The 24,263-nt window shown below is 62.6% G+C and carries 25 protein-coding genes and 1 pseudogene; 13 read left to right on the top strand and 13 right to left on the bottom strand.

What is annotated here, in order from left to right:
- Window positions 1–25: 25 nt before the first annotated feature.
- A complete protein-coding gene (locus BW970_RS04160; protein WP_076528945.1) occupies window positions 26–1,048 on the bottom strand; it encodes an LLM class flavin-dependent oxidoreductase in 1,023 nt (340 codons plus the stop codon).
- A gap of 224 nt (window positions 1,049–1,272) precedes the next feature.
- On the opposite strand from BW970_RS04160, the gene BW970_RS04165 reads away from it, so the two are divergent.
- Entirely contained in the window at window positions 1,273–1,635 is a 363-nt protein-coding gene (locus BW970_RS04165; RefSeq protein ID WP_076528947.1) for a hypothetical protein, read from the top strand.
- Window positions 1,636–1,693: 58 nt separating this feature from the next.
- Here BW970_RS04165 and BW970_RS04170 read toward each other — a convergent pair whose 3' ends face one another.
- Window positions 1,694–2,359: an invasion associated locus B family protein gene (locus BW970_RS04170; RefSeq protein WP_076528949.1), complete on the bottom strand. Its 666-nt coding sequence runs from the start codon at window positions 2,357–2,359 to the stop codon at window positions 1,694–1,696.
- 436 nt (window positions 2,360–2,795) lie between these two features.
- Here BW970_RS04170 and BW970_RS04175 point away from each other — a divergent pair, with 436 nt between their 5' ends.
- Window positions 2,796–4,355: a helicase HerA-like domain-containing protein gene (locus tag BW970_RS04175; protein WP_076528951.1), complete on the top strand. Its 1,560-nt coding sequence runs from the start codon at window positions 2,796–2,798 to the stop codon at window positions 4,353–4,355.
- Window positions 4,356–4,461: 106 nt separating this feature from the next.
- Here BW970_RS04175 and ribD read toward each other — a convergent pair whose 3' ends face one another.
- The 3 genes from ribD to BW970_RS04190 form a co-directional block, all read right to left on the bottom strand.
- Complete coding sequence (ribD, locus tag BW970_RS04180) at window positions 4,462–5,556, bottom strand: bifunctional diaminohydroxyphosphoribosylaminopyrimidine deaminase/5-amino-6-(5-phosphoribosylamino)uracil reductase RibD (protein ID WP_076528953.1); 1,095 nt, start codon at window positions 5,554–5,556, stop codon at window positions 4,462–4,464.
- Window positions 5,553–6,020: a transcriptional regulator NrdR gene (gene nrdR, locus BW970_RS04185; protein WP_076528955.1), complete on the bottom strand. Its 468-nt coding sequence runs from the start codon at window positions 6,018–6,020 to the stop codon at window positions 5,553–5,555. Before nrdR ends, ribD begins: the two co-directional genes overlap by 4 nt.
- Before the next feature lie 119 nt (window positions 6,021–6,139).
- On the bottom strand, window positions 6,140–6,871 hold the full coding sequence (locus tag BW970_RS04190; protein ID WP_076529236.1) for a GNAT family N-acetyltransferase: 732 nt from the start codon (window positions 6,869–6,871) through the stop codon (window positions 6,140–6,142).
- A 93-nt stretch (window positions 6,872–6,964) separates the two neighbouring features.
- Between BW970_RS04190 and msrB the strand changes: the two genes are divergently transcribed.
- From msrB to BW970_RS04215, 5 genes are all read left to right on the top strand, one after another.
- Window positions 6,965–7,357, top strand: coding sequence for a peptide-methionine (R)-S-oxide reductase MsrB (gene msrB / locus BW970_RS04195; protein WP_076529237.1), 393 nt, complete (start codon window positions 6,965–6,967; stop codon window positions 7,355–7,357).
- Between the two features lie 78 nt (window positions 7,358–7,435).
- Window positions 7,436–7,990, top strand: a complete 555-nt coding sequence (locus BW970_RS04200) for a sigma-70 family RNA polymerase sigma factor (RefSeq protein ID WP_076528957.1) — start codon at window positions 7,436–7,438, stop codon at window positions 7,988–7,990.
- Window positions 7,987–8,703: an anti-sigma factor gene (locus tag BW970_RS04205; RefSeq protein WP_188475520.1), complete on the top strand. Its 717-nt coding sequence runs from the start codon at window positions 7,987–7,989 to the stop codon at window positions 8,701–8,703. The genes BW970_RS04200 and BW970_RS04205 overlap by 4 nt, the downstream gene beginning before the upstream one ends.
- A gap of 195 nt (window positions 8,704–8,898) precedes the next feature.
- On the top strand, window positions 8,899–9,492 hold the full coding sequence (locus tag BW970_RS04210) for a fasciclin domain-containing protein (RefSeq protein WP_144038864.1): 594 nt from the start codon (window positions 8,899–8,901) through the stop codon (window positions 9,490–9,492).
- Window positions 9,493–9,581: 89 nt separating this feature from the next.
- A complete protein-coding gene (locus BW970_RS04215) occupies window positions 9,582–10,343 on the top strand; it encodes a DUF4394 domain-containing protein (protein ID WP_076528962.1) in 762 nt (253 codons plus the stop codon).
- 117 nt (window positions 10,344–10,460) lie between these two features.
- On the opposite strand, the gene BW970_RS04220 is transcribed toward BW970_RS04215, so the two are convergent.
- From BW970_RS04220 to BW970_RS20510, 4 genes are all read right to left on the bottom strand, one after another.
- Entirely contained in the window at window positions 10,461–11,492 is a 1,032-nt protein-coding gene (locus tag BW970_RS04220; protein ID WP_083701130.1) for an ABC transporter ATP-binding protein, read from the bottom strand.
- A 151-nt stretch (window positions 11,493–11,643) separates the two neighbouring features.
- Complete coding sequence (locus tag BW970_RS04225) at window positions 11,644–13,434, bottom strand: calcium-binding protein (protein ID WP_076528967.1); 1,791 nt, start codon at window positions 13,432–13,434, stop codon at window positions 11,644–11,646.
- Between the two features lie 134 nt (window positions 13,435–13,568).
- A complete protein-coding gene (locus BW970_RS04230; RefSeq protein ID WP_076528969.1) occupies window positions 13,569–14,291 on the bottom strand; it encodes a DUF1223 domain-containing protein in 723 nt (240 codons plus the stop codon).
- 265 nt (window positions 14,292–14,556) lie between these two features.
- On the bottom strand, window positions 14,557–14,979 hold the full coding sequence (locus tag BW970_RS20510; protein ID WP_144038865.1) for a hypothetical protein: 423 nt from the start codon (window positions 14,977–14,979) through the stop codon (window positions 14,557–14,559).
- A gap of 985 nt (window positions 14,980–15,964) precedes the next feature.
- Here BW970_RS20510 and BW970_RS04245 point away from each other — a divergent pair.
- From BW970_RS04245 to BW970_RS04255, 3 genes are all read left to right on the top strand, one after another.
- A complete protein-coding gene (locus tag BW970_RS04245) occupies window positions 15,965–16,267 on the top strand; it encodes a helix-turn-helix domain-containing protein (protein WP_076528975.1) in 303 nt (100 codons plus the stop codon).
- Window positions 16,264–17,502: a type II toxin-antitoxin system HipA family toxin gene (locus tag BW970_RS04250; protein WP_076528977.1), complete on the top strand. Its 1,239-nt coding sequence runs from the start codon at window positions 16,264–16,266 to the stop codon at window positions 17,500–17,502. The genes BW970_RS04245 and BW970_RS04250 overlap by 4 nt, the downstream gene beginning before the upstream one ends.
- Before the next feature lie 327 nt (window positions 17,503–17,829).
- Window positions 17,830–20,262 (top strand): ATP-dependent nuclease, encoded by a 2,433-nt coding sequence (locus BW970_RS04255; RefSeq protein ID WP_159441417.1) that lies wholly within the window; start codon window positions 17,830–17,832, stop codon window positions 20,260–20,262.
- 181 nt (window positions 20,263–20,443) lie between these two features.
- On the opposite strand, the pseudogene BW970_RS04260 reads toward BW970_RS04255, so the two are convergent.
- Window positions 20,444–20,611, bottom strand: a pseudogene (locus BW970_RS04260) (IS5/IS1182 family transposase); the annotation flags it as partial.
- On the opposite strand from BW970_RS04260, the gene BW970_RS21035 reads away from it, so the two are divergent.
- Complete coding sequence (locus BW970_RS21035; RefSeq protein WP_234978501.1) at window positions 20,607–21,179, top strand: hypothetical protein; 573 nt, start codon at window positions 20,607–20,609, stop codon at window positions 21,177–21,179. The pseudogene BW970_RS04260 and the gene BW970_RS21035 sit on opposite strands and share 5 nt — an antisense overlap.
- A 255-nt stretch (window positions 21,180–21,434) precedes the next feature.
- Here the strand turns inward: BW970_RS21035 and BW970_RS04270 are convergent, their stop codons facing one another.
- Both BW970_RS04270 and BW970_RS04275 read right to left on the bottom strand, forming a co-directional pair.
- Window positions 21,435–22,247: an abortive infection family protein gene (locus BW970_RS04270; RefSeq protein WP_229740438.1), complete on the bottom strand. Its 813-nt coding sequence runs from the start codon at window positions 22,245–22,247 to the stop codon at window positions 21,435–21,437.
- Window positions 22,248–22,312: 65 nt separating this feature from the next.
- Window positions 22,313–22,786 (bottom strand): hypothetical protein, encoded by a 474-nt coding sequence (locus BW970_RS04275; RefSeq protein ID WP_076528983.1) that lies wholly within the window; start codon window positions 22,784–22,786, stop codon window positions 22,313–22,315.
- An 87-nt stretch (window positions 22,787–22,873) separates the two neighbouring features.
- Between BW970_RS04275 and BW970_RS04280 the strand changes: the two genes are divergently transcribed.
- Window positions 22,874–23,353, top strand: coding sequence for a Pycsar system effector family protein (locus BW970_RS04280; RefSeq protein ID WP_144038866.1), 480 nt, complete (start codon window positions 22,874–22,876; stop codon window positions 23,351–23,353).
- Between the two features lie 4 nt (window positions 23,354–23,357).
- Complete coding sequence (locus tag BW970_RS04285) at window positions 23,358–24,068, top strand: adenylate/guanylate cyclase domain-containing protein (protein WP_076528987.1); 711 nt, start codon at window positions 23,358–23,360, stop codon at window positions 24,066–24,068.
- Here the strand turns inward: BW970_RS04285 and BW970_RS21325 are convergent, their stop codons facing one another.
- Window positions 24,069–24,254: an HNH endonuclease signature motif containing protein gene (locus BW970_RS21325; RefSeq protein ID WP_083701131.1), complete on the bottom strand. Its 186-nt coding sequence runs from the start codon at window positions 24,252–24,254 to the stop codon at window positions 24,069–24,071.
- Window positions 24,255–24,263 lie beyond the last annotated feature (9 nt).

Below are 24,263 nucleotides of genomic sequence, written 5' to 3' on the forward strand. Positions count from 1 at the left end.
GGGCGTTGCCTGCAAGCCAGGCCGTTCAGCGCCAGCCCAAGGCAGGTGCCACATGGGTAAGGATCGCCTCGATGACATGGGCATTGTACTCCACGCCCAACTGGTTCGGCACCGTCAGCAACAGCGTATCGGCCTCGGCAATCGCCTCGTCCTGGCGCAGTTGATCGACCAGCCGGTCGGGCTCATCGGCATAGCTGCGGCCAAAGATCGCGCGGGTCTGGGCGTCGATGTAGCCGACCGAGTCCTGCTCCTTGCCGCCCCTGCCGAAATAGGCGCGGTCCCTATCGTTCAGCAGTGCAAAGATCGACCGGCTGACCGACACGCGCGGGGTGCGGGCATGACCTGCCGCCGCCCATGCGTCGCGATACTTGCGGATCTGTCTGGCCTGCTGAACGTGGAACGGCTCTCCGGTTTCGTCGTCCTTCAGGGTCGAGCTTTGCAGGTTCATGCCCATCTGTGCGGCCCAGATGGCCGTGGCATCTGATCCCGACCCCCACCAGATGCGGTCGCGCAACCCTTCGGAATGCGGCTCCAGACGCAACAGGCCCGGCGGATTTGGAAACATGGGGCGCGGATTGGGCTGGGCAAATCCCTCGCCCTTCAGCACATCCAGCAAGACCTGCGTATGTCGGCGGCCCATATCGGCATCGGTCTGCCCGTCCTCGGGGGCATAGCCGAAGTACCGCCAACCGTCGATCACCTGTTCGGGGCTGCCCCGCGACAGGCCCAGTTGCAGGCGCCCGCCCGAAATCAGGTCGGCGGCACCGGCATCCTCGGCCATATACAGCGGGTTCTCATACCGCATGTCGATCACGGCGGTGCCGATCTCGATCTTTCTGGTGCGCGCGCCGACGGCCGCCAGCAGCGGAAACGGCGATGCGAGTTGCCGTGCAAAGTGATGCACCCGGAAATAGGCCCCATCTGCGCCCAGGTCCTCGGCCGCAACGGCAAGGTCGATGGATTGCAACAGCGCGTCGCCCGCGCTGCGGGTGCCCGACTGCGACGAAGGCGCCCAATGGCCAAAAGAGAGAAAACCGATATTTTTCATGGGTCTGGTCCTGTCCACCACGATCACCCTGCCATGCCGGATCTGGCACGCGAGGCCGGGCGGGTTGCAGCCAATCTAGGCAGGCACCCGGCCCGGAACCAGCCCCTGTCGCGGGCCGGTCTGCACAGTCACTGTGCCCGGAGCCACGCTGGCCCGCTCCGGAACGGGCTGGACAATCGGGCCAGCCGCAGCATTCTGATCTGCCATCACGGAGCAAGGACGGCATGAACCAGACCCCGAACGGATTTCAGGCGCAGGTACGTGACTGGATGCACGACTGCTTTGGGCAGGCGCTGTCCGACGACCGCACCGAGCGCAACCGCCGCTACCTGGAGGAATCGCTGGAGCTGGTGCAGTCCCTTGGCGGCAGCCGTGAACAGGCCCATGCCCTTGTAGATTATGTGTTCTCCCGCCCCGCAGGCCAACCCGCGCAAGAGGTCGGCGGCGCGATGGTGACGCTGGCAGCCCTGTGCGAGGCGAACGGGCTGGACATGCAGGCCGCGGCAGAGCAAGAGCTTGCGCGCATTCTGGACCCCCGGATCATGGCGCAAATCCGTGAACGCCAGACGCGCAAGCCGCAGCTCTAGCGCATGGAAAAGGCCGCCCGGACAGGGCGGCCTTGCGCATGTTCTTGCGTGAACCGGATCAGTTCCCCGACGGCTCGGCCTCTGCCGCGGCCTTGTCCGCGGCGTCATTCGCCTTGACCACCGCCTCATATCCGGCCGTGAAACCCTTGAGCGACATGGTGATTTCCACCTGCTCATCCGGCAGCATCGCAGGCACGATGATGAACGTGGCCTTGTTCCCCCGGCGGAAGGCCGCCAGTTCAGCCGAGGTGAACCCCACCCGCGCAACACAGCCCATCGAGGCACACAGCGTGAAGGGATAGCGCTTCGCCTGGCCGTTATCGACGCGCATCGTGACCTGCGCGGTCAGCAGCGTTTCCAGCGGCGTCACGATCGACGCGCCGGCCGCGGCCTGTCCGCCGGGCGGCAGGTTGAACAGGTTGATCTCGGCCACCGAATTCCCCTGATCGTCCTGCATCAGCTGATACAGCTGGCAAGGGTCGATCCCGGTCTCGGTACGCACGCAAGTGACCTGCCAGTCGTCGAAGGTCTCCTTGACATAGGTGGTGCCAAGGCCCTCGATGTCTTCGCCCATCGAGATACCCGCCCGTGCGGCGGCATCGTCGGCAGCGCCAGCCGCTGCGGCGGGGGCCTCGGTCGCAGGCGCGGTCGTGGTCTGCGCCAGCGCGGGGGCGGCCAGCAACGCCGAAAGGGCCAGGGCGAACAGCGGATGGGTAGATTTCATGACAGTCCCGTCTTCGTTGTTTCGGCGCCGGAATACCATGGGGTGCCAACCGAGTCAGGCCCCAAAACGGGGGGCGGGCACAATACCGCCGCCCAGGCGCAAAGATGTGAACACCGGATCTGGGTGGCTAGAAAAGGAAAAGGGCCCAAGGGCCCTTTTCCGCCATTCTTTGCTCCCTGTCGGACCGGCCGACTTATGGGTTGGACGCTAGGGCCTGTTCAAGCTTGCGTCAACAGGGATTCTGGCAGTTCTGTAACGAAAAGGACCGCGCCCGCGATGGGCGCGGCCAGTCTGACAGGGAGGACCATCGGCCCGCTCTGGTGCTGCTTGGCACCCTTGCCGGCCGGAACCAGACTGGCACAATGCCCTTAACGATGTATGTTGACTGGGCGCAGCCACAAGGGGCCGCGACACGGGCAGCAAAGGCAAGGTGGCAATGACGACAGACCGGATTTTCGTGGGCGGCGGCGGTGAAGGGTATGGCACGCCACAGCATCTGCTGCTGGGCTTCGGCAACCGCCACGGGCTGATCGCGGGCGCCACCGGAACCGGAAAAACCGTTACCCTGCAAATCCTTGCCGAAGGGTTCTCGGCGGCGGGCGTCCCTGTCTTTCTATCGGATGTCAAGGGTGACCTGTCGGGCCTCGCCCTGCCCGGCACGCCGGATGGCAAGCTGCACGAGGCCTTTGCACGACGCGCGGCGACCATCGGGCTGGATCTGCACTATGACAGCTTTCCCGTCACGTTCTGGGACATCTGGGGCCAGCAAGGCCATCCGGTCCGGGCGACCGTCGCAGAGATGGGGCCATTGCTGCTCAGCCGGATGCTCGAACTGACAGAGGCACAAGAGGGCGTGATGAACATCGCCTTCCGTCTGGCCGACGACCAGGCCATGCCGCTGCTGGATTTCAAGGATCTGACGGCGATGCTGGCCTTCGTGGCCGAGAATGCAAAAGAGCTTTCGCGCAGTTGGGGCCATGTGTCGCCGGCCTCGGTGGGCGCCATCCAGCGCCGCCTGCTGGTACTGGAAAACCAGGGCGGCGCGGCGCTGTTCGGCGAACCCGCGCTGGATCTGCACGATTTCATGCTGACCGATGCCGCTGGGCGGGGCCGGATCAACATCCTGGCCGCCGACCGCCTGATGAACGCCCCCCGCCTCTATGCGACCTTCCTGCTCTGGTTGCTGTCCGAACTGTTCGAGGAACTGCCCGAGGTCGGCAATCCCGACAAACCCCGGCTGGTGTTCTTTTTCGACGAGGCGCATCTTCTGTTCAACGGGGCGCCCAAGGCGCTGGTCGACAAGGTGGAACAGGTCGCCCGGCTGATCCGCTCGAAAGGGGTCGGGGTCTATTTTGTCACCCAGAATCCGACCGATATTCCCGACGCGGTGCTGGGACAACTGGGCAACCGTGTGCAGCACGCCCTGCGGGCCTTTACCGCCAGAGACCAGAAGGATCTGCGCCTTGCGGCACAGAACTATCGCCCGAACCCGGCATTCTCGACCGAAGACGCCATCCGCGACGTCGGCACCGGAGAGGCGGTGACATCCTTCCTCGAAGCCAAGGGCATTCCAGGCATGGTGCAACGCACCCTGGTGCGCCCACCCGCCTCGATGCTGGGGCCGATCGACCCCGCCACCCGCGCCACCCTCCTCGCCGCCTCACCGCTCGCGGGGAAATATGACACGGCGCTGGACCGCGACTCGGCCTATGAGATGCTGGCCCGCCGCGCCGCAACCGCCGCAGACCAGGCGGCGAGCGCGGAAACAGCGCCGGACCCGGCGGAAACCGCGCGGGAATACAGCCGCGCGCGCCGCTATGATCCAACCCCGCGCCACCAGACACCGCGCCCGGCCCCTGCACCAAAGCGCAGCCCGTCGCGCCAGTCGGACTCGGTCGCCGAAGCCTTCGCCAAGTCATTTGCCCGGCAGCTTGGCACCAGATCCGGACAGGCCATGGTGCGCGGTATCCTTGGCACGCTGTTCAAATTCCGCTGAGGCGCGCGTTCATCTTGCCCCAAATACCCTCGGGGGGTGAATGCGCGCCTTGCGCGCAGAGGGGGGCAGACGCCCCCCTGCCCGGCCAGCCTCGGGGTGTACCGCCTCAGACCCGCCTGTGGCTGTGCCAGACATCCCGCCCGACACTCCGGCTGTCCACCAACTCGAATCTTGGCGCAGCCGCCAACGGCCCGTATCGCAGAGCGCCAAGGCCCGCCCGCCCGCCGTCTCCCAGCAGCAGCCCGGCGCCAAAGACCTCCAGCCGGTCCACACAGCCGGCCTGCACCAGCGCCGCGGCGAAGGCGCCGCCACCTTCGCAGAACACCCGCGTCAGCCCCGCATCGCCCAGCGCCTGCATCATGGCGTCCGGATCCAGCCCCCCCACCGTTTCAGCGCATGGAACAAGCCGCGCCCCGCGCCCGGCCCAGTAGGCCCGCGCCTCGGCGGGCGCAGCGGGACCGTGCGGCAACCACACCGGCCCTTGCGGCATGGCGGCCTCGAACCGCCCCCCGCGCGGCAAATCCAGCCCGGTCGACGCCACGATGCGCACCGGCTGATGCGCGATGCCAAGGCCGCGCACCGTCAGTTCCGGGTCATCCGCCCGCGCGGTACCGCCACCGACAAGCACGGCATCATGGCTGGCCCGCATCAGATGCACCCGCGCCCGCGCCTCTGGTCCGGTGATCCAGCGGCTTTCGCCATCCGCCGTGGCGATCCGCCCATCGACCGACAGCGCCAGTTTCAGTGTCAGCAGGGGCCGCCCCGTGGTGATGCGTGACAGGAACCCCTGCTGCACCGACCGCGCTTCGGCCTCCATCACCCCCGTGGTGACAGCAATCCCCGCCGCCCGCAGGATCGCATGCCCCCCACCAGAGACACGGGGGTCCGGGTCTTCCAGCGCGGACACCACCCGCGCGACACCTGCCGCCACGAGTGCATTGGCGCAGGGCGGCGTCTTGCCGTGATGGGCGCAAGGCTCCAGCGTGACATAGGCGGTGGCGCCCCGCGCCGCTGCCCCGGCCATGGCCAGGGCCTGCGGTTCTGCATGGGGCCGCCCGCCGGGCGCGGTGAATCCCCGCCCGACGACCACCCCATCCTTGACGATCACGCAGCCCACCGACGGATTGGGCCACACCCGCCCAAGCCCCCGGCGCGACAGCGCCACTGCATGGGCCATATGGCGCCGGTCGTCGGGGGTCATTCGTCTTCGCGCACCTTGGGGCGAAGCTCGGCGACAAAGCGGTCAAAATCGCCTGCTTCCTGGAAGTTCTTGTAGACGCTTGCGAACCGCACATAGCCGACCGTGTCGATCCGGGCCAGCGTCTCCATCACGATTTCGCCGATCACCTTTGACGGGATATCCGTCTCGCCCATCGATTCCAGCCGCCGCACGATACCCGAAATCATCTGGTCGATACGTTCGGGTTCGATCGGACGTTTCTGCATGGCGATGCGGATCGACCGTTCCATCTTGGACCGATCGAAGTCCTCGCGCTTGCCAGAGGATTTCACGACCACCAGATCGCGCAACTGCACGCGCTCGTAGGTGGTGAAGCGTCCCCCGCAAGCGGGGCAGAAACGGCGACGACGGATCGAGACGTGATCTTCCGCAGGGCGGGAATCCTTCACCTGCGTGTCGATATTGCCGCAGAACGGGCAACGCATGGGGGTTTTCCTTGTTGTTGTCTACTGCTCTGCCCCAGAGGATAGCGCACAATCGCATCCATGCCAGCCGTTGCGCCTGCGGCTACCAGATATTGCTTGCAACCTGTGGCCTTGGGGACTCAACCCGCAACCAGCCTCAGGGCGCGGGCACGGGCGGGCGGGATCGCCCCGATCTCCAGTCCGGTGAACACATGCAGGGTGTTCATGTCATCATCCACCACCGCATGATCCGACACCCACCCCCCCATCAGCAGATAGGTCCGCAACAGCGGCGGCATCGACAGCGCAGCCCGTTTGGCATCGGGCTCGCGCTGCGCCAGACGGTGGGCAAATCGGTAGACACGTGGCGCCTTGATCCGCGGCCCCCAGCGATGCGGGGCCAGATGGTCCGCCTTCAACTTGGCAAAGGCATCAAGATAGGGCGCGGCCTTGACGCCCTTGAAGGACGAGCAGCCGAACAGCATTCCGACCCCCGTGTCATCGACATAGCGGGTCAGTGCCCCCCAGGCGATCCGCAGGATGTCCGGGTCGCCATGTCCGGGATGGATGCAGAAGCGCCCCAGTTCAGCCATCGGCTTGTCAAAGCACTCCAGCGCGGTCAGGTCGTAATATTGCGCGGAATAGCTGCGCCCGATCTCGCCGCCGGAACGCAGCGGCAGCAGACGGAAACAGCAGACGGGGCTGCCTCCGGCATCCTCGATCAGCACATGACGGCAATCGGTGTCGAAGTCATCGACGTCCAGCCCCGGCCCGCCACGAAAGCACAGGTGACGCAAGGACTGCGCCGCCATGACATCGCCGGGGGTCTCGGCAAAGCGTGCCGTGTAGCGACCTTTGGTCATTGTCAGCATCATCGGCTCCAGCCCAGTGCCCGCCCCTTGCCTAAGCGCAGGATATGTCCATCTTATGGCGTGGGCATGACCAGGGGCAAGGAGGCTGCGCGCATGGACAAGGTGACCAAGTCAGAGACCGAATGGCAGGCGCAACTGTCGCCTCTCGCCTTTGAGGTGACGCGCCGGCACGGCACCGAGCGCGCCGGCACTCACGAGGATTTTCCCAAGGTTCCCGGCACCTATCATTGCGTGTGCTGCGATGCCCCGCTGTTTGATCAGGACACCAAGTTCGAAAGCTATTGCGGCTGGCCCTCCTTCACCGCCCCAAAGGAAAGCGGCCCCGTCGGGTATACCGAGGACATGCGCTACAACATGCGACGGACCGAGGTGCATTGTACCCGCTGTGATGCGCATCTGGGCCATGTGTTTCCCGATGGGCCGCCCCCGACGGGGCTGCGCTACTGCATCAACGGCGTTGCGCTGCGGTTCGTGCCGGACAGCTAGGAGATGCGGGCCAAGCCGCAGGGGCTTGTCCGGCACGACAAACACTGAAACCCTTGCTGCACCGACCGAGAGGTAAGTATGCCCCCCAGCCTGGCCGCAGATGACATCACCGCGCTGATCCTGAGGGTCTCGTTGAAGGATCGCGCCGCGTTCGACCGGCTGTATTCTGCGACATCCGCGAAACTTTTCGGTGTCTGCCTCCGTGTCTTGAAGAACAGGGCCGAAGCCGAGGAGGCGGTGCAGGAAGTGTTCGTCAAGATATGGCTCAGGGCAGACAGGTTCGCGGTGACCGGGCAAAGCCCGATGTCGTGGCTGATCGCCATTGCCCGCTATCACGCCATCGACCGGCTGCGCGGTCGCCACGCCCCGGCCGAAACGATCGACGACACCGCGCTGGAACTGCGCGACCCGGCCCCCGGCCCCGAGGCTGCCGCCATCGCTGCGGGCGAACAGCGCCAACTGGACAACTGCCTGAATGAGCTGGAGCTTGACCGCGCCGCCGCCGTGCGCGGTGCCTATCTGGACGGCGACAGCTACGCGGATCTGGCAGAGCGGCACGGCGTACCGCTGAACACCATGCGAACCTGGCTGCGACGCAGCCTGATGCGGCTGAAGGAGTGCCTGGAAAGATGAGCATCGCAGAGCCCGACCGGCCCGATGACGGAGGCGACGATATTTTCGCTGCCGAATTCGTACTGGGTGTGCTGCCGGTGCCTCAACAGGCCGCCGCCGCCCGCCTTGCCGAAACCGACCCCGCCTTTGCCCGCCTTGTAATCGCCTGGGAGGATCGCCTGTTCCCGTTGGCGGATGGCTACGATCCGGCTGCCCTGCCGCCTGCGGTCAAGGCGGCGCTGGACCGTCGGCTGTTTGGCGCCCCGGTTCAGGCCGCACGGCCACGGTGGTGGCAAAGCCTGGGCCTGTGGCGCGCGACGACGGGGCTTGCAACGGCTGCGCTGCTTGTGGTGCTGGCCCTGCCCTATGCCGCGCCTCCGCCACCTGCTGCCGATCTGCCGCGCCTGATGGCCTCGTTGGCGGCGGATGCCAGCGACGTGCGGTACATGGCCCTGTTCGAGCCAGAGCGGAACCGGGTGGGGCTGGCCCGTGTTTCGGGCACGCCGGGCGCCGGACAGGATTTCGAACTGTGGCTGATCCGCGGATCCGACGCGCCGGTGTCGCTTGGGGTGCTGCCATCCGAGGCGCAGGCCTATCTCTCCGTGACGGCCGAGACACGCGCGCTGATCGAAGCCGGTGCATTGCTGGCGATTTCGCTGGAGCCGACAGGCGGCTCGCCGACCGGGCAACCCACCGGCGCCGTCGTGGCCGCAGGCGATCTGCGCGGGATCTGAGCCAGGTGACTTGGGCAGATGACGGGGGGCTGCGGCCCCCCGCAATGCTGTGCCCGATGCCGAAATATCCGCCAGATCCGGGCCTTCGGAAAAAAATCTGAAAAAATGCATCTTGCCTGAAACTTTTGTCGCCTGCCCCTCGTGACTGCTTGTGTCCCTCGAAATCGAGGAGGCCGCTACAGGAGGAAATGGTAGATGACGATTGCAAGAATGTTCATGTCGGGCTGCGTTGTTCTGGTTACGGCCGGTGGGGCGTTTGCCCAGGGAAATCCGATTGTCGGTGGCGCACCCGCGTTTGTCCAGGACAACCCCATGGTCGGCGGCGCGCCGATGTTTGCGGACAAGAACATCGTGGAAAACGCCGTAAACTCTGCGGATCACACCACGTTGGTGGCCGCGGTTCAGGCTGCCGGTCTGGTCGAAACGCTTCAGGGGCCCGGCCCCTTCACCGTTTTCGCACCTGTCAACGCCGCTTTCGCAGCCTTGCCCGCCGGGACTGTCGAGACCCTGCTGAAGCCTGAAAACAAGGATACCCTGACCAAGGTGCTGACCTGCCATGTGGTCGGCGCGAACGCCATGTCGGACATGATCGCCAAGATGATCTCGGACGACGGTGGCAAGCATGTGGTCGAAACGCTGGGCGGCTGCAAGCTGACGGCGCAGGCCATGAACGGAATGATCACCCTCACCGATGAAACCGGCGGCACCGCCACCGTGACCATCGCCGATGTCGTGCAATCGAACGGCGTCATTCATGTGATCGACAAGGTACTGATGCCCGCCATGTGACCCGGCGGGCTCGGTCCAGGACCGCGCGGGATGGAATGTCCCCCCGGCTCGCGCGGTCCGCTCAAACATTTCATCGCAAAGGAACTGACATGACCCCGATCAAACTTGCAACCGCCGCGCTTCTTGCGTCTGCCATCGCTGTGCCTGCCATGGCTGCCAATGTCGTCGGCCTCAGCGGCGACAAGACCCTGCATTGGCTCGATACCAGCTCCTGGTCGGAAACCGGAAAGGTAGACGTCTCGGGCGCAGAGGGCCAGTTGCTGGGCATCGACGTGCGGCCGGCCGATGGAAAACTGTATGGTGTGTTCTCTGACGGTACCATCGCCACGATCGACCCGATGAGCGGTGCGGCAACCCGGATCAGCACGATGTCCACCAGGCTTGCCGATGGCGTGGCCGCGACTGTCGATTTCAACCCGGTGGCCGACCGTCTGCGCGTGATGGGCAGCGACGGGACCAGCCTGCGGGTGAACGTCGAGACCGGCGAGGTGATCACCGATGGCAGCCACACCTATGCCGATGGCAAGTCCCCCAACGTGATCGCCGGTGCCTACACCAATTCCTTTGCTGGTACCGAAAAGACCCAGTTGTTCAACATCGACGGCGCGGCAGGGTGGCTGGTGCTGCAGGATCCGCCGAACGATGGTAATCTGAACCCCATGGGCGAAATTGGCGTCATGCCGACAATGGCAGGGTTCGACATCCTGTCCGACGGCAAGGGTGGCAACGAGGCTTGGCTGGTCGTGGATGGAACCTTCCATTCGGTTGACCTGACCAACGGCGCGACCACAGAGGCCGGCAAGATCGAGGGCGCGATGGTCCGCGACATCGCCATCCTGCCCGCGATGTAAGTCACGAGTGCACGAGTAGGATGCGAGTTCTCGTTGAGTACGAGTCTCACAAGTGACGTGCGAGTGATCTGTTCTTCACAAGTGCCGGGCCCGCCCTGTCCCCCAGGCGGGCCCATTTTATGTCCGGGCCGGAAAGACGAAACAACGGTCGCGGCGGATCATCAGCCACAGAACCGTGCCGGGATTCGGCAAAAACACCCCCGGAACCGCTGCGGTCAGCGTGGAGCCATCGAATTCCATACGGAATTCGACAAGGCTTTCACGCCCGAGAAACCGCGACCGCGCCACTGTGCCGCGCGCGGCGGTGCCATCCTGTGCGGTCGGGTTCGGGCCCCGGCCATTGCGGTCGAAGTCAATCTTCAGATGCTGGGGCCGGATCACGATTTCCACCGCCGCGCCATCGGTATGACCGGGGGTCAGAAAGGCCCCAAAGGGCGTTTCCGTCAACGCCCCCCTGGAAACGCCCCGGATGACGTTGATATCGCTGAAAAACGCCGCCGCCGCCTTGTCTACGGGGGCATTGTAGATGTTGTAGGGCGCGCCGCGCTGCACGATGCGTCCGTCGCGCATCAGGGCAATTTCATCGGCCATGCGCATCGCCTCGTCCGGCTCGTGCGTGACCAGCAGCACCGCCGTACCCGTCTCTTTCAACAGATCCAGGGTCGCATCGCGAATCCCGTCGCGCAACCGATTGTCGAGACCAGAGAACGGCTCGTCCATCAACATCACGCGCGGCTCTGGCGCCAGCGCACGGGCCAATGCGACACGCTGTTGTTCCCCGCCCGACAACTCGTGCGGATACTTGCGGGCAAAGCCCGGCAGGTTCACCCGCTCCAACAAGGCGGCGACCCGCCTGGCGCGTTCCGCAGCAGGCAGATGCACCAGCCCGAACCCCACATTGTCTGCAACACACAGATGGGGGAACAGCGCAAAATCCTGAAACATCAGGCCGACAGAGCGCTGTTCCGGCGGGATCTGCGCACCATCGCCGCACACAACCTGCCCGTCGATCCGGACAAGCCCACGGTCAGGCATCTCGACGCCCGCAATCATGCGCAGCGTGGTCGACTTGCCGCAACCCGACGGTCCCAGCAGGCAGGTCACCTGCCCCGCCGCGATCGAAAGCGACACGTCATCGACCACAGGCATCGCGCCGAACCGGCGCACGAGGTTGCGAACCTCCAGTCGTGGTGTTTCGGGCACTGTGGGCCCCCATTTCCGAGAGAAAGTCACAGGATTGACGGGGAAGTATCAGCGCACAGCAGCCGGGACAAGGCCGGATCCGGCCTTGTCCCCTGACTCAGATCAGGAAGGAATCCAGGTTGAAGTTCACAGTCCCGCCAAATCGCAGCACGAAATCCGCAAAGCCATCGCCATCGGTATCGGCATGAACCTCGCGCACGTTCAACGCGAACTGAAAGCGCAACTGCCCGGCCTGCCCCGTGAACGGCGCCGTCCCGACAAAGGTGAACGCCTGCTTGCCATCCAGCGCACTGTTGGCGTCGATCCCGCGCAGATCGACCCGATCAAGGCCCGGATCGAATCCGGCAATGGTGTCAATGCCCTGACCACCGCTTTCCTCGGCCGCCAGATAGACAAAGGTATCGGCCCCCGCGCCACCATCCAGCAGATCGGCGCCAAAGCCGCCCGTGATGATGTCATCGCCATCACCGCCGATAATCGTATCGTCGCCCGCGCCGCCGTTCAGCACGTCATTGCCGTTGCCACCGTCGAGCAGGTCGTCGCCAGCCCCCCCGGACACTGTGTCAAAGCCCGACCCACCATACAGCGCGTCGTCGTCGCCGCCGCCGTCCAGCCGGTCGCGGCCGGATCCGCCGAAAAGGGTATCGTCCCCCGCATTGCCGAACAGCGTATCATTTCCGGTCCCGCCGGTCAGCGCATCCTCGCCCGAGCCGCCGTCGATCTGATCGTTGCCTGCGCCCCCAAAGATCTGATCGTCATCGGCACCGCCAAAGATGCTGTCCGTGCCCTCGCCGCCCCAGATGCGGTCGTCTCCTGCGCCGCCATCCAGGCTGTCATTCCCGGCACCGCCTTTCAGAACGTCATCATCGTCCTGCGCCAACAGCGTATCATTGCCTGCGCCACCGCGCAGCACGTCCTCGCCCTCACCCCCGAACAACAGATCGGCACCGCTTCCGCCCGACAGGGTATCGTCGCCCAGATCGCCGAACAGGGTATCCTTGCCACCAAGCCCGGAGATCACGTTGTCCCCGGCATTGCCCAGCACCATGTTGTCCTGACGGTTGCCCGTACCCCGCAGCGCCTGCCCCTTGAGCTCCAGCGTCTCGATATGTTCGGGCAACAGGACATCGACCCAGGCCTCCAGCGTATCCCGGCCTTGCCCGCTCGATTCCACGATCAACGCGCCTGCATCGTCGATGATATAGAGGTCATTCCCGGCACCGCCCCGCACAATGCCGTCCACGCGCCCGCCACGGCCGTCGAACACATCGGCGCCGCTGCCCAGCGTCACATCCCCGACGATCAACCCACTGTTGACCAACGTATCCTTCTGGCTTCCGGTGCGCACTGCACCGTCGCGGCCGGTGCCGATCAATGTGCCGGAATTGTGAATCAGATTGCCGGTCAGCCCCGCGATATTGCGATCGTCCGCGTCGATGCGAATTGCCAACAGGCCCACGGCCTCGATACGGCCGGTGTTTACGATCTTGTTGCCATCCCCCCAAAGACCGATGGCCGCCGTGGGCGATTGTTCCAGTGACGATGTGATCCGGCCCGTGTTCAGGATATTCGCCCGCAGACCGGGAAATCCGGCCTGCTCGGCCGCGATCAATGTGCCCAGAGAAATGATATCGCCAGAGATCGTTCCATTGTTGGTGATCATGGGCCGGTAGGAACTGCCCTCGATACGGACATGGCCAATATATCCATCGTTCAGAATCTGCGAGAATCTGCCTTCGATGTCGATGCGGCCCAGCAACATACTGGCCCCTGCGCCCCTGCCGACAATGGCGCCCCCCGGAACGACCATCAGGGTCGAACTGTCCCGAAGCTCGAATGTGTCATTGGTCACATCCGCAATCACAAAACTTCCTACGCGCAACGCCATGCAAACACCTGTGGATCAAATAAGGGGGGCTGACGACAAATCGCCAGCTAGCCTGAAATCTTGCAGCGCATTCCGGCTGCGTCAATCTGGCTCGTCACGCCCCGACCTTGGACAGGCAACATTTCAGCAGGCGTTCAGCGCTCCAGCCGCACGGCGGCCAGGATCGGGCCTGGCCCTGCCTCCTGCACGATCACCACCAGAGGCTCAGGGCCCATGGCATCCGCGCTCAGCATCAGGGCGGCCTTGCCTGACCATTCGCCAATGGCGGACCAGTCGGTCACGATGTTGTGGTAGGTGATGGTCTGCCCCGCATTCTCGCCCCGCTCGATCAGCACCGTTTCTTCGGGGTCATAGCGGACCAGATGCACGACAGCCGGCTTGCCCAGCGGCGGGTCGGCCTCTGCCTCGATTGTCAGTCGCTCGCCTTGCCAGCGCACGCCAAGGGTGACGCGGGGCGCCATTGCCGCATGGGCTGCGATGCTGTCGCGGATCTCTTGCGGGCGCGTGCCTTCAACCCGATCCAGGCCACCCACGATCACCTGCGGCGTATAGATCATCCGCGCACCGGCTGCCTTGGCATAGCGTTTCTGCCGCTGCGTGAAGGCCGCCGAACCGAAGCTGTCCTTCCAGCCCAGGTAGTCCCAGTAGTCGACATGCAGCGCCAGCGCGATCAGATCCGTCTGCGCTGCCAGTTCGGCAAAATAGGCATCGGCAGGCGGACAGGCCACGCAGCCCTGCGAGGTGAACAACTCCACCACAACCGGCGTCTGCTGGGCATGTGCTGGGCCAGAGATCCCTACGGCGCCGACAACCAGACCCGCAAGCCCTGCCCTGTGCAGCCATGCTCCTGCGTTCATGCCGTTTCCCCTGACTTGTCCCCTTTGCGTGCTTAACCCGACACGAGGGGGCTCGCCAATCAAGGATTTGCGAGTGCCCCCCGCCAGACCGACCGACGCCACGTCCAGATCGCCGATGGGGCGCCTGTGCCGACGGCAACGGGTGCGCCTGGGTGGACTATGTCACCTCTGACCAGGCCAAGCGCGTTGAGGACGAAATGGCTCGGCGCCGGCGCGGTGTTGCTGCGATTGGTCAGAGCAGTATGCGCACTTACAAGCTCTGTGATCAGGTCGGCGAGGGCCGGTTCAACTGCTCGGTCACGATCTGCAAAGTTTCGTCAAGGATTCGATCAAACTCGGTCACTTGTTCGGACGTGGCCCCCAGTTTCGCCAGCCCCGGTCCGCAGCCGCGCAATCCATCGATATAGATCGCGACCCGTTCGACGGGGCTGCCCGATACGAAGGCATCGTAATCCAGTTGCGGGCAACAGTTGTAGATGCGGTTCTTGCGTTCGACGCGCGAACGGGCGGGGTAACGATCCCGCCGGTCTGCCGTCATGATGATTGGAATATATCTGACTTTTGCAGAAAACGACTTTAGCTCGCTCAACGAAATAAGGGCATTAATTTGGCTTTCAATTAAATGACGCACTTCATGCAATCTATCTATCGCCACTCCATTACCCTCGGCTGCTGACCAGAACTCCATTCTTCACCTCATCTTAAGAGTCTAGCTTGCGTTTACCACCTGAATGTATGGCTGGGAAACTGAATCGCTCCGGGTTTTCCGGAGGCTGAATTTTGTTAGGGTCAGGACTTCGGTAACGGGGTCGTTCCAGTCAAGCGTTTTTCCGCATGCGGGATTCACCGCCGGACCGCGGTTTTGTCCTTTGAACACTTGATCTGCTTCCCTTCTCGGCAGCCTTCGCCTGAGGTCGACCCGGGTGAATGCTTCGGTCCGTGGTCAGCGCTGTGGCCGCCAACATGATGCTGGTTCAATGCAATTCCGATGTGCCCATCTCATTGGCGTACTCGATACGACCGGCATCAGTCCTGAGCACGGCATCACCGGAACCGCGTCCCGTGGGTTTCGTGCCCAAACCAGATCGACCGCGACCCGTTTCAGCAATCTGTCAGAGTTGCATTTGGCGCCGGATGAACGTTCAACCAACCGCCCCGCACCGCCTTATGACAAGACGGACGGTTAGGTTTTGCTTCTATGCGTTCCCCCAGCGTTCCCCATAGCGGAAACGAGAAAAGCCCCCTTGCGGGGGCTTGCTCGTAAATCCTTGGCATTTCAGGGATTTTTGGCTCCGGCGGTAGGGGGCGCAGCCGGAGCTAAATTCGCAACCAAGTATTTGATATGTATAGTGATATTCACCAACGCTCCTGCGTCGTGTATGGCAGTTTTGTATGGCACTTGTATGGCAGTCGTTGTCGGCCCGTTCATGACGACCTGGGCGGTCATCGTGCTGCGGCCTGCGCGGCCTCTCCTGTCTGATTTGCTGGTTTTCCGGAGGATGATCGCCGAGCCTTGGCTCGTCAAGACGCTGGAGCCGGGCCGAGGGAGGCAGGTGTGGCCCGGCTTGGAGGGGACAGGGTCACGGCATGGATGAATAGGGATCACATCTTATCCGTTCTTGGCTATTCTTTTGGGTTTGGGATAACATGTGGTTCCTGAAAGGTGTTTCTCAATGATTCCGTCCTTCGACACAGCCCTTGATCTGCGTGAGACTATCCGGCTTGCTGCGCGCAACCGGCGCATTGCGCTTGGCCTGACGCAATCTGATCTGGCCGGACGATCCGGCGTGCCGCTCGGCACGCTGAAGCGGTTCGAACGGCTGGGAGAGGTGTCGCTGACGACGCTGCTGGCACTTGCCGAGGCCCTGGACGCGCTGGACGGGTTTCACGGGCTTTTCCCTCTGCCAGAAGCGCGCAGCCTTGACGATCTGGAGCGCCAGTCCACCATGCCGCAGCGGGCGAGGAGGCGCGGATGAACGCCCGCAGGCTGCATGTTGCGCTCGATTTCGGCGATGGGGCCGATGTGCCTGTGGGGCAGTTGGGTTGGGATGGTGGCGCACGGCAGGTGGTGGCGGAATGGGATGCGGGTTTTGCCGCCAGCCCTTTTCCGCTGAGCCCGCTGCTGGTCCGGGCCCCGTCCGGGCTGATGCGCCCGAAGGGGCGTTCTTTCGGGGATCTGCCCGGCCTTTTCGGCGACAGCCTTCCCGACGGCTGGGGGCGACTCCTGATCGACCGGGAGCTTGCGGCGCGGGGGCGGTCCTCCATCGACATCACCGATCTGGATCGCCTTTCCATGATCGGCCGCGATGGGATGGGGGCCTTGACCTATCGCCCGGCGGATGAGCCGGAGCGGCAGGAGGACATCAGCCTCGACTGGTTTGACCGTCTGGTGCCCGAGGTCGGCGGCGGCGCAACGGCAGAAGACCTTGAGCGGTTGCGGCATATGGCGGGCGGCTCGCAGGGGGCAAGGCCGAAATTCGTGGCGCAGATCTCGGCAGATGGCGCGCGTCTTCGCGGGCACCGCCAGGCATGGGAACAGGGCTGGCGGCATGTCCTGGTCAAGCGGCGCGCCCTTACGGACGCCGCCGGCGCCATCGAAGCCGAAGCCGCCTATGCCGCAATGGCGAAGGCGGCCGGTATCAGCATGATGCCGGTTGAGGTCTTGCGGGCAGTGGCCGGAGAGCCGTTCTTCGTGACCAAGCGTTTCGACCGTGATGGCGGAGCGCGGCTGCATACGCAGACGGTGGCGGCGTTGCTGGATGTCGATTTTCGCGCCGCAACGCTCGATTATCTCGAGCTTTTGAAGCTCGTGCGGATGATGACGCGAGATCAGCGTGCGGTTGAGGAGATGTTCCGCCGGATGGTGTTCAACGTGCGTGCGCTAAATCGTGACGACCACTTGAAGAACCACGCTTTTCTGATGGACGCCACCGGCGCCTGGTCTTTGGCTCCGGCCTATGACCTCAGCTTCAGCCGCGGACCGGGCGGCGAGCATACGCTTCTGGTCGGCGGCGAGGGCCGCAGGCCAGGACACAGGCAATTCGAGCATGTGGCCGAGAAATCGGGGATCAGGCCGCGACAGGCACGGGCGATTGTCGATGAGGTGGATGCGGCCGTCGCGGATTGGTCCCAGCATGCAGAGGCGGCAGCGGTTCCCGGGCAGATGACGGACGAGATTTCAGGTGCATTGCTCTTGGCGCGCGAATGGTGAACGCCCGTTTCTATCTCGCTACATTCACAGAGCGGAGGCTTGGCGTGAGGCTCAGGGCCGAGGTGGCGTTATGACTGAAGCGGGGACGGTTGCTGACTGACAGCATGTGGACAAAAGGGCGGCCCAAAAAGACGTTCGGCCTTGTATCTACGTAAGGCTGTATTGGGCCAGTCGGTGGATCTGAATCTCTAAGATATCCGGTGCTGGCACTCCGACTATTTTGATGAAAGAGTGTGAGGAAGAGCGGACGTCACGCGCATCAGACGAAGCTTTGAATACATGACGCCCCGCGCGATAAAGTGCGCAATGGCGTGGATGGAGACCCAAATGAAGTTGAGCCAAGCATTTGCGCGCTTCTACAAGTCGTTTAATTTCGACCATGTGCGCAAACTCGACGCGAAGGATCATATGCCATGGGACTCATTCCGCGGCCAATGTTTCCCGTTCGTCCGGGTGCCGATCGACACGCGCATCACCACCGTTGTCGGTGCCAACGAATCCGGCAAGAGTCATCTGCTCGGCGCGATTAAAAGCGCCATCACTGGCCGTGACATCGAACGCCGTGATCTCTGCCGCTACTCGCCCTATTTTGGCGTGGCCCGGGGCCAGCGCTGCTGGCCGCATGTCGGTGTCGGCTGGGACCAACTCTCGCCTGAAGAGGTCGAGGTGATCGGCACGATCGCACAAGTCGCCGATACCGGATTCGATCGCTTCGTGCTGATCCGTGAATCGCCCGATGACACGCATCTGTGGATTCCTGGGAGCGACGGCAACTGGACCAAAGCGGAACTCGATGCCGATGATTGCCAAACCCTTGAGGCGTTGCTTCCACAACCGTTCCTGATCAAGCCTGAGGTTGCGCTCCCCAACGCCATCCCTTTCGGCTATATACTGAACGGCGCAGCGGCCCCGTGCTCCGAGGTCAGTCGGTCGGCCGCGCGCGGGATTCTCGACGCCGCGCCTTCGCTCAAGTCATGGCTCGGCAACAACCCTGAGCATGCGCAAAACTATGCCGGCCAGATATTCTCCCTGCTGCACCCCTTGGTGCAGCCGGCAGAGGAGGCCCTGTCGGCGAACGAGCTGGCCTCCTACGAGCTGGGCCGCCGACTGTTGGTCGAACTCGGCGAGATCGATCCAGAAGGTCTCGAGGATCTCGCCCGCGCCGTCGACAAGTGCGACGAGGGCTATGCCAACGGCCTGTTGCGCAGCGTCAACCAGCAGCTCGAGCGCAAGCTCAACTTCCGGCGCTATTGGGTCCAGGACCGCGACTTTACCCTGCGCACCGTGCTACGCCACCGCGAGCTCGCCTTCACGATCAGCGATCGGACGGGCACCGAATACACCTTCTCCGAGCGCAGCAGCGGCCTGCGCTACTTCCTCTCCTATTTGATCCAGGCGCAAGTCCACCGCCCGGCATCCGCACGCGAGTCGATCCTACTGATGGACGAGCCCGACACCTATTTGTCGGCCGAGGCGCAGCAGGACCTCATGCGCGTGTTCCAGGATCTCGCCGAACCAAACTCAGACCGTGATCCTATCCAAGTCGTCTACGTCACCCACTCGCCGTTCCTGCTCGACAAGAATCATGGCGAGCGCATCCGCGTCCTCGAAAAGGGGACGATCAGCGACGGCACGCGCGTCGTGCCCAATGTGACGCGCAACCACTATGAGCCGTTGCGCTCGGCCTTTGGCGCCTTTGTCGGCGAGACCGCCTTTGTCGGGGCGGTCAATCTGCTCGTCGAAGGACCGGCCGACCAAATCGTCCTAGCCGCCGCCGCCACCGCGATCCGCAAGGTCTCGCCGCATATCGATGACGATTCGCTCGATCTCAACCGCATCGTCATCGTGCCCTGCGGCTCGGCCGGCGAGGTTCCCCATACCTTGTTCCGCATCCGCGGCCAGGGCGCAGACAAGCCGCCGACCGTGATCCTACTCGATTCCGATACCTCGGGGCTGGACGCCAAGAAGCTGCTCACCACCGACAAGATGCTCAAGCGCAATATCTCTCCGGTGCTCGTGCTGGACCTGGCGACAATCGGCAGCGCCGTGCCGGATTGGCCGACCACGCTTGAACTCGAGGATCTGGTCCCGCCCGGCCTCGCCCATGCGGCGGTCGGCGTGTTCATCGACGAGGTGATGAAGTTTCGCGAGGGCGCCAAGCCCAAGATCCCCCTGGCCGCGATCACCAAAGCGATCGCCGAGGGCGGGCCGCTGCTCGACGCGGTCAACAAGGTCGTCAAGCAGACCAATGGCCGCATCGAGAAGGTCGGCTTCGCCAAGGCCATCGCCCGGCTGTGCGCGCAGCCGCTCGAACCCGAACTCGCCGCCGACATGGCGCTGTTCCTCGATCGCATGCGCGTCCTGTTCCGTGCGATCAACAAGGCAAGGCGAATCGCCGAGCGCGATGCCGGCACCCAGCGCCTGGAAACGCTGGTCGACCAGCGCGCACGGCTGTTCGTTATGGACAATCCCCATCACGCCACCCGCGAGCGGGCGCGGATCGTGCTCGACGACATCGAGGACAATCTCGATTTGTCGGTCGAAGCCGACGCGATACGCAACGACATCCTCGCGCTGCGCCGCGACTTCGCGCTCGACGGCGATCCCGACGAGGCGGTCGACCCCTATGCGGCGTTCCACGCCGCCTTGGCCGGCCTCAAGCACGCCCATCGCCGTTCGCTGCAGGCGGCGGCGCCTGTGGCCGCCGTCCCCGCGGCGCCGGCGCCGACACCTGCGGAAGGCGCGGGCACGCCGGCATGACCGATTGGACAGTCGCCCAGCTCGACCGCGAGACCATGCTCGCGCTCGGCAAGGCGCTTGAGCCGTTGCCGGCCGCGACGCTGGCCACGCTCGCCGAGATCGAAGGGCTGTCCGGACTAGACGGCTATGTCGAACAGGATGTGCGCGAGGAGATCATCGCGCCGATCCTGCGCGCGCTCGGCTACCGCAAGGAAAGCATGTTCTGGACTTCGGCTGTCTGGCGGTCCGGGTCGCGTGATGCAATGCGTTCCCCGAACGCCTTGAGGCACCTCATCCTGGCCTCGATCCTGCTTCGGGCGTGATATCCTGACCAGCGTTTCCATGCTGCCCGCCCCAGGCGTTGTGTGGCCATATACCTCGACAACATACTTGACAGATGGTTATCTGACTTTTGTGTTCGGCCCGAGGCAATTTCTCCGAAAGAAAAGAAACTCGCCTATATTGATAAAGCAAACCTCCTATACGCTGTCGGAATTTTGCAAATAAAGCCGTGGGATGTTCTAAAAAGGTTAAACAAAATTCGAAATAGATTTGCACATACCCTTTCGCTGGATGTCCCTGAGCCGATAATGAGAGACTTCGACATCCTCGTTGATAAAAATATATCTGACTGGAAGGCAAAGCTTCGCACGACAGAATCCGGGATGCCGGCGAACCCCACATTCAAAGACAATCTGTCAATCGTAATTTCATATGCCATCTTTCACCATCAGGTTTTCCTTAAATTTGGCTTTCACAACGCAAGGACGACTGAGTTCAGTGCGTATGCGTTGAAATGCGGAAAACTTGAAAAATCGAAAGAATATTGGAAAGATATGAGGCAGAGTTACGCGGCGATGAATTTTCCCATACCGACATTCATCGATCAGGGACTTGAAGGTTTTTCACGGTCAGAGAGCAATTCTGACCGCGCTTAACTTTGATCTGCAGTCTGCGTGGGCTTCGTGAGCGGCGGCGAAGACAATCGACGTTTCGAGGGCTTCGTCGATAGTAGCGGGCCCGCCGGAGCGGCCGTGCGAGATACCAAAGTAGGAGGCGAAGCCGCTTGTGCCGCTGAAAAGAGTCGCCTTCTTCTTGCTGAACAGTCCAAACATCCGCCAAACCCCGTAGTTATTCGTGGGGTTATTGCCGTGCAGCGGGTCCAGATCGTCGCAGGACGAGCGGTTTCTTTGTCAGTCCTCGAACAAGCGGCCGTCGATAGCCTTCGAGAACCGGAGGAACGCAGTCACGCTGTCGAAGATGAACCGAGCCTCGTCCATGCTCACGAGCGTCTCATTGTCGTGGGCAAACGAACGGTCGTTCCTGATCGGGTTCATCTCCTGAAAAACGGCGATGTGCGTTTTCACGATGCGGTCCGAAACTGGCGTCAGGTTGTGCTTCTGTTGCAGGATTTTGACGTATTTCCCGACACGGGAGTGGAGCGGGTCATCCTTGCCGCAGTCTGGGCCGCCGTGTTTCCGGATGAGGGCCGCGAAACGCTTCATGCAATACGTGTGCAGCCGGTCGAGGGCCGCGTGCGGCTTCTTCGCGTCGAGGTCCCGGCGGATGGAAGCGACCAGTTCCTCGAGCGTCTCGTTCGGCTCGAACGCCTCGATTGCCGTCGTGTCTATGTCATCCGACCGACCCTCGAACCGTGCAACCGCGGCGAAGAACAGCTTCTTCGTCTCGTCATTCACCTCTGGAATGCCGTAAGACACACCTGGTGTGAGGCTCTCCCGATATTCCCAGAACCCGCGAAGGAGCTTCGCGACAAGCCTCGGCTCGGCATTCTCGACGAATGCCCGCAGCCGCTTCGCTTTTGACGTGCCGCGACCGCTCAGAAGGTGCGACTGTGCGGACGCGTCGATACTGACCGTTTCGAACAGAAAATCGTCGAATGTCCTGTCACTGAAGTCCAGGACATACCCGGCGTCCATCGCGAGACATTTCTCGACAGCGTGCCGCTCGGCACGGGGCATAAGCTGTTCGTAAGGCTTCTCAAACACGTGTTAGCCACCTTGCATCACGGGGGTTCACACGTTCTACGCAATGCCCGCGACCCTTTCCACACTTACTGCTTAGAAGGACCTTCCGCTTGCACATGGGGCCGCATAGACAGTGTCGAGAGAAAGCAAACCGGAGCATTCATTTTGGAATATTTTACCGAGATTTCGGTCTGGGCGAAGGAAAATCCGACCATTGTCGTCGCGATTATAGCCCTGTGCGGCGTGTTGATTTCTGCTTCCGTCCCTGCCGGGTCCTTGACGACAACGGAGTTCGCCACGCACATCGTCAGCGGCGGGTGAGCACCGTGCCTCAGCTCATTTTTGAGCAGCATGCTTTCCAAGGTGCGGACGGCCGGGGACATGTCTTTGAAGCCCTGCCCGAAGGGGGCAAAGACGTCCTCAATCACCTTTTCCGAGAAGCCAGCCCGAAGCAACGCCGCCTTGAAATGAGCGAAGCCCCAGCCGGGCCGCCAAAGATCCGACGACCCCCGGTTCGCTTGTCTATTGCTGTGCGGCAGGGCCAGATCGTCACGGCCCATCGGAATTTTCCTCCCTACCGCGTGCTTCCGCTGGCCTGAGCTAACCTGATGGGATAGGAATGCGCGGCATTTCAAATGAGGTTAATCGTGGCATTAGATGGCAAGGTGGCGAGCGACCAACTCAACCGCATACTCACGTTCTTTCCGCGTGTGGACAGCCGCGCATCTATGCTGTTCGCGGCTAACTCCGCGATACTTGGCGTCCTCGCCGCACGCGTCCGCGTGGAGCATTTGCAAAACTGGCAGGTCTACGTGCCTGCGGGGCTCGCCCTGGCCGCCTTGGTCTACTCGTTCGCCAACCTCTACATGTGCGCTTTCCCGAATACGAAGGGCGGCAACGGGTCTAACGTGTTCTTCGGGTCCATCGCCCAAAAGACCGAGAGTTCGTATGTTGACGGGTTCCGCAAGCTTGAGGAAGATGAATGGTTTCGGGACCTCGCGGCCCAGGTGTGGCGAAACTCTGAGATACTGTGCCTTAAATACAAATACCTTAAACACTCTATGAGCAGCACAATGCTTGGGTTGATCCCTTGGGCGCTATTTATTTCACTTACAAGGTTTGGTTAATCAAATGGCGGTAGATGAAGCGTTCTTGAAGGATCGTGTAGATGCAATCCTCGGGACAGCATTCGACGAACGCAACGGCAAGGTCGTCCCTACGACGGATGATGTCGCCCTTAAGGATGGCGCGGTGAAGATTGACGCGACATTCCTTTATGCGGACCTCGCAGGATCTGCAAAGCTGTCTGAGGTTTGCCCTTGGGAGACGACAGCCAAAGTCATTAGAGCCTTCCTCGATATATCAACAAGGCTGATAATAGCTTACGGCGGTCAGATACGTAGCTTCGACGGCGACCGCGTAATGGGCGTTTTCATGGGCGACACGAAGAATAGTAATGCGTCAAAGTGTGGGAGAGAAATACACTGGACCGTCAGGAAGATCCTTCACGAGAAAGCCAAGGCGAAATTTGCATCCATTAAGAACAACGATATTGAGATACGCCACTGCGTCGGGATTGACACCGGAGAAGTTAGGGCGGTCCGCTCCGGAATCCGCAACAACAATGATCTAATTTGGATTGGTAAAGCCGCCAGCTTTTCAGCAAAACTATCTGACATCAGGGAAGTAGGATACCATACATTTATTTCTGAACGTGTCTTCAAAAAGCTATCCGTCGACGCAAAGAAGGATGGCGACACGGAGCTCTGGACGAAAGACACTTTTACTTTCGCCGGAAAGCAAGAAACTGTTTACAAGTCTAACCACTGGAAAAAGCCCTGATTAAACTGGCCAGCCGTCCAACCCCACTGGACGCCGACCAGTCTTGTTGCTCTCCTGTGCCGTCTTCCAAGCGTGGCAATCAGCACATATGCACTGGAGATTGCTGAGGGCGTCAGTGCCGCCCTCACCCCCTCGGCGTGATGTGGTCCACCGGGCGTTGTTGCAGAAGTCGGCAGCGAGCAGGATTCACACGAG

Origin of the sequence: Gemmobacter megaterium (assembly GCF_900156815.1) — a bacterium.
In the GTDB taxonomy this organism is placed as follows: domain Bacteria; phylum Pseudomonadota; class Alphaproteobacteria; order Rhodobacterales; family Rhodobacteraceae; genus Wagnerdoeblera; species Wagnerdoeblera megaterium.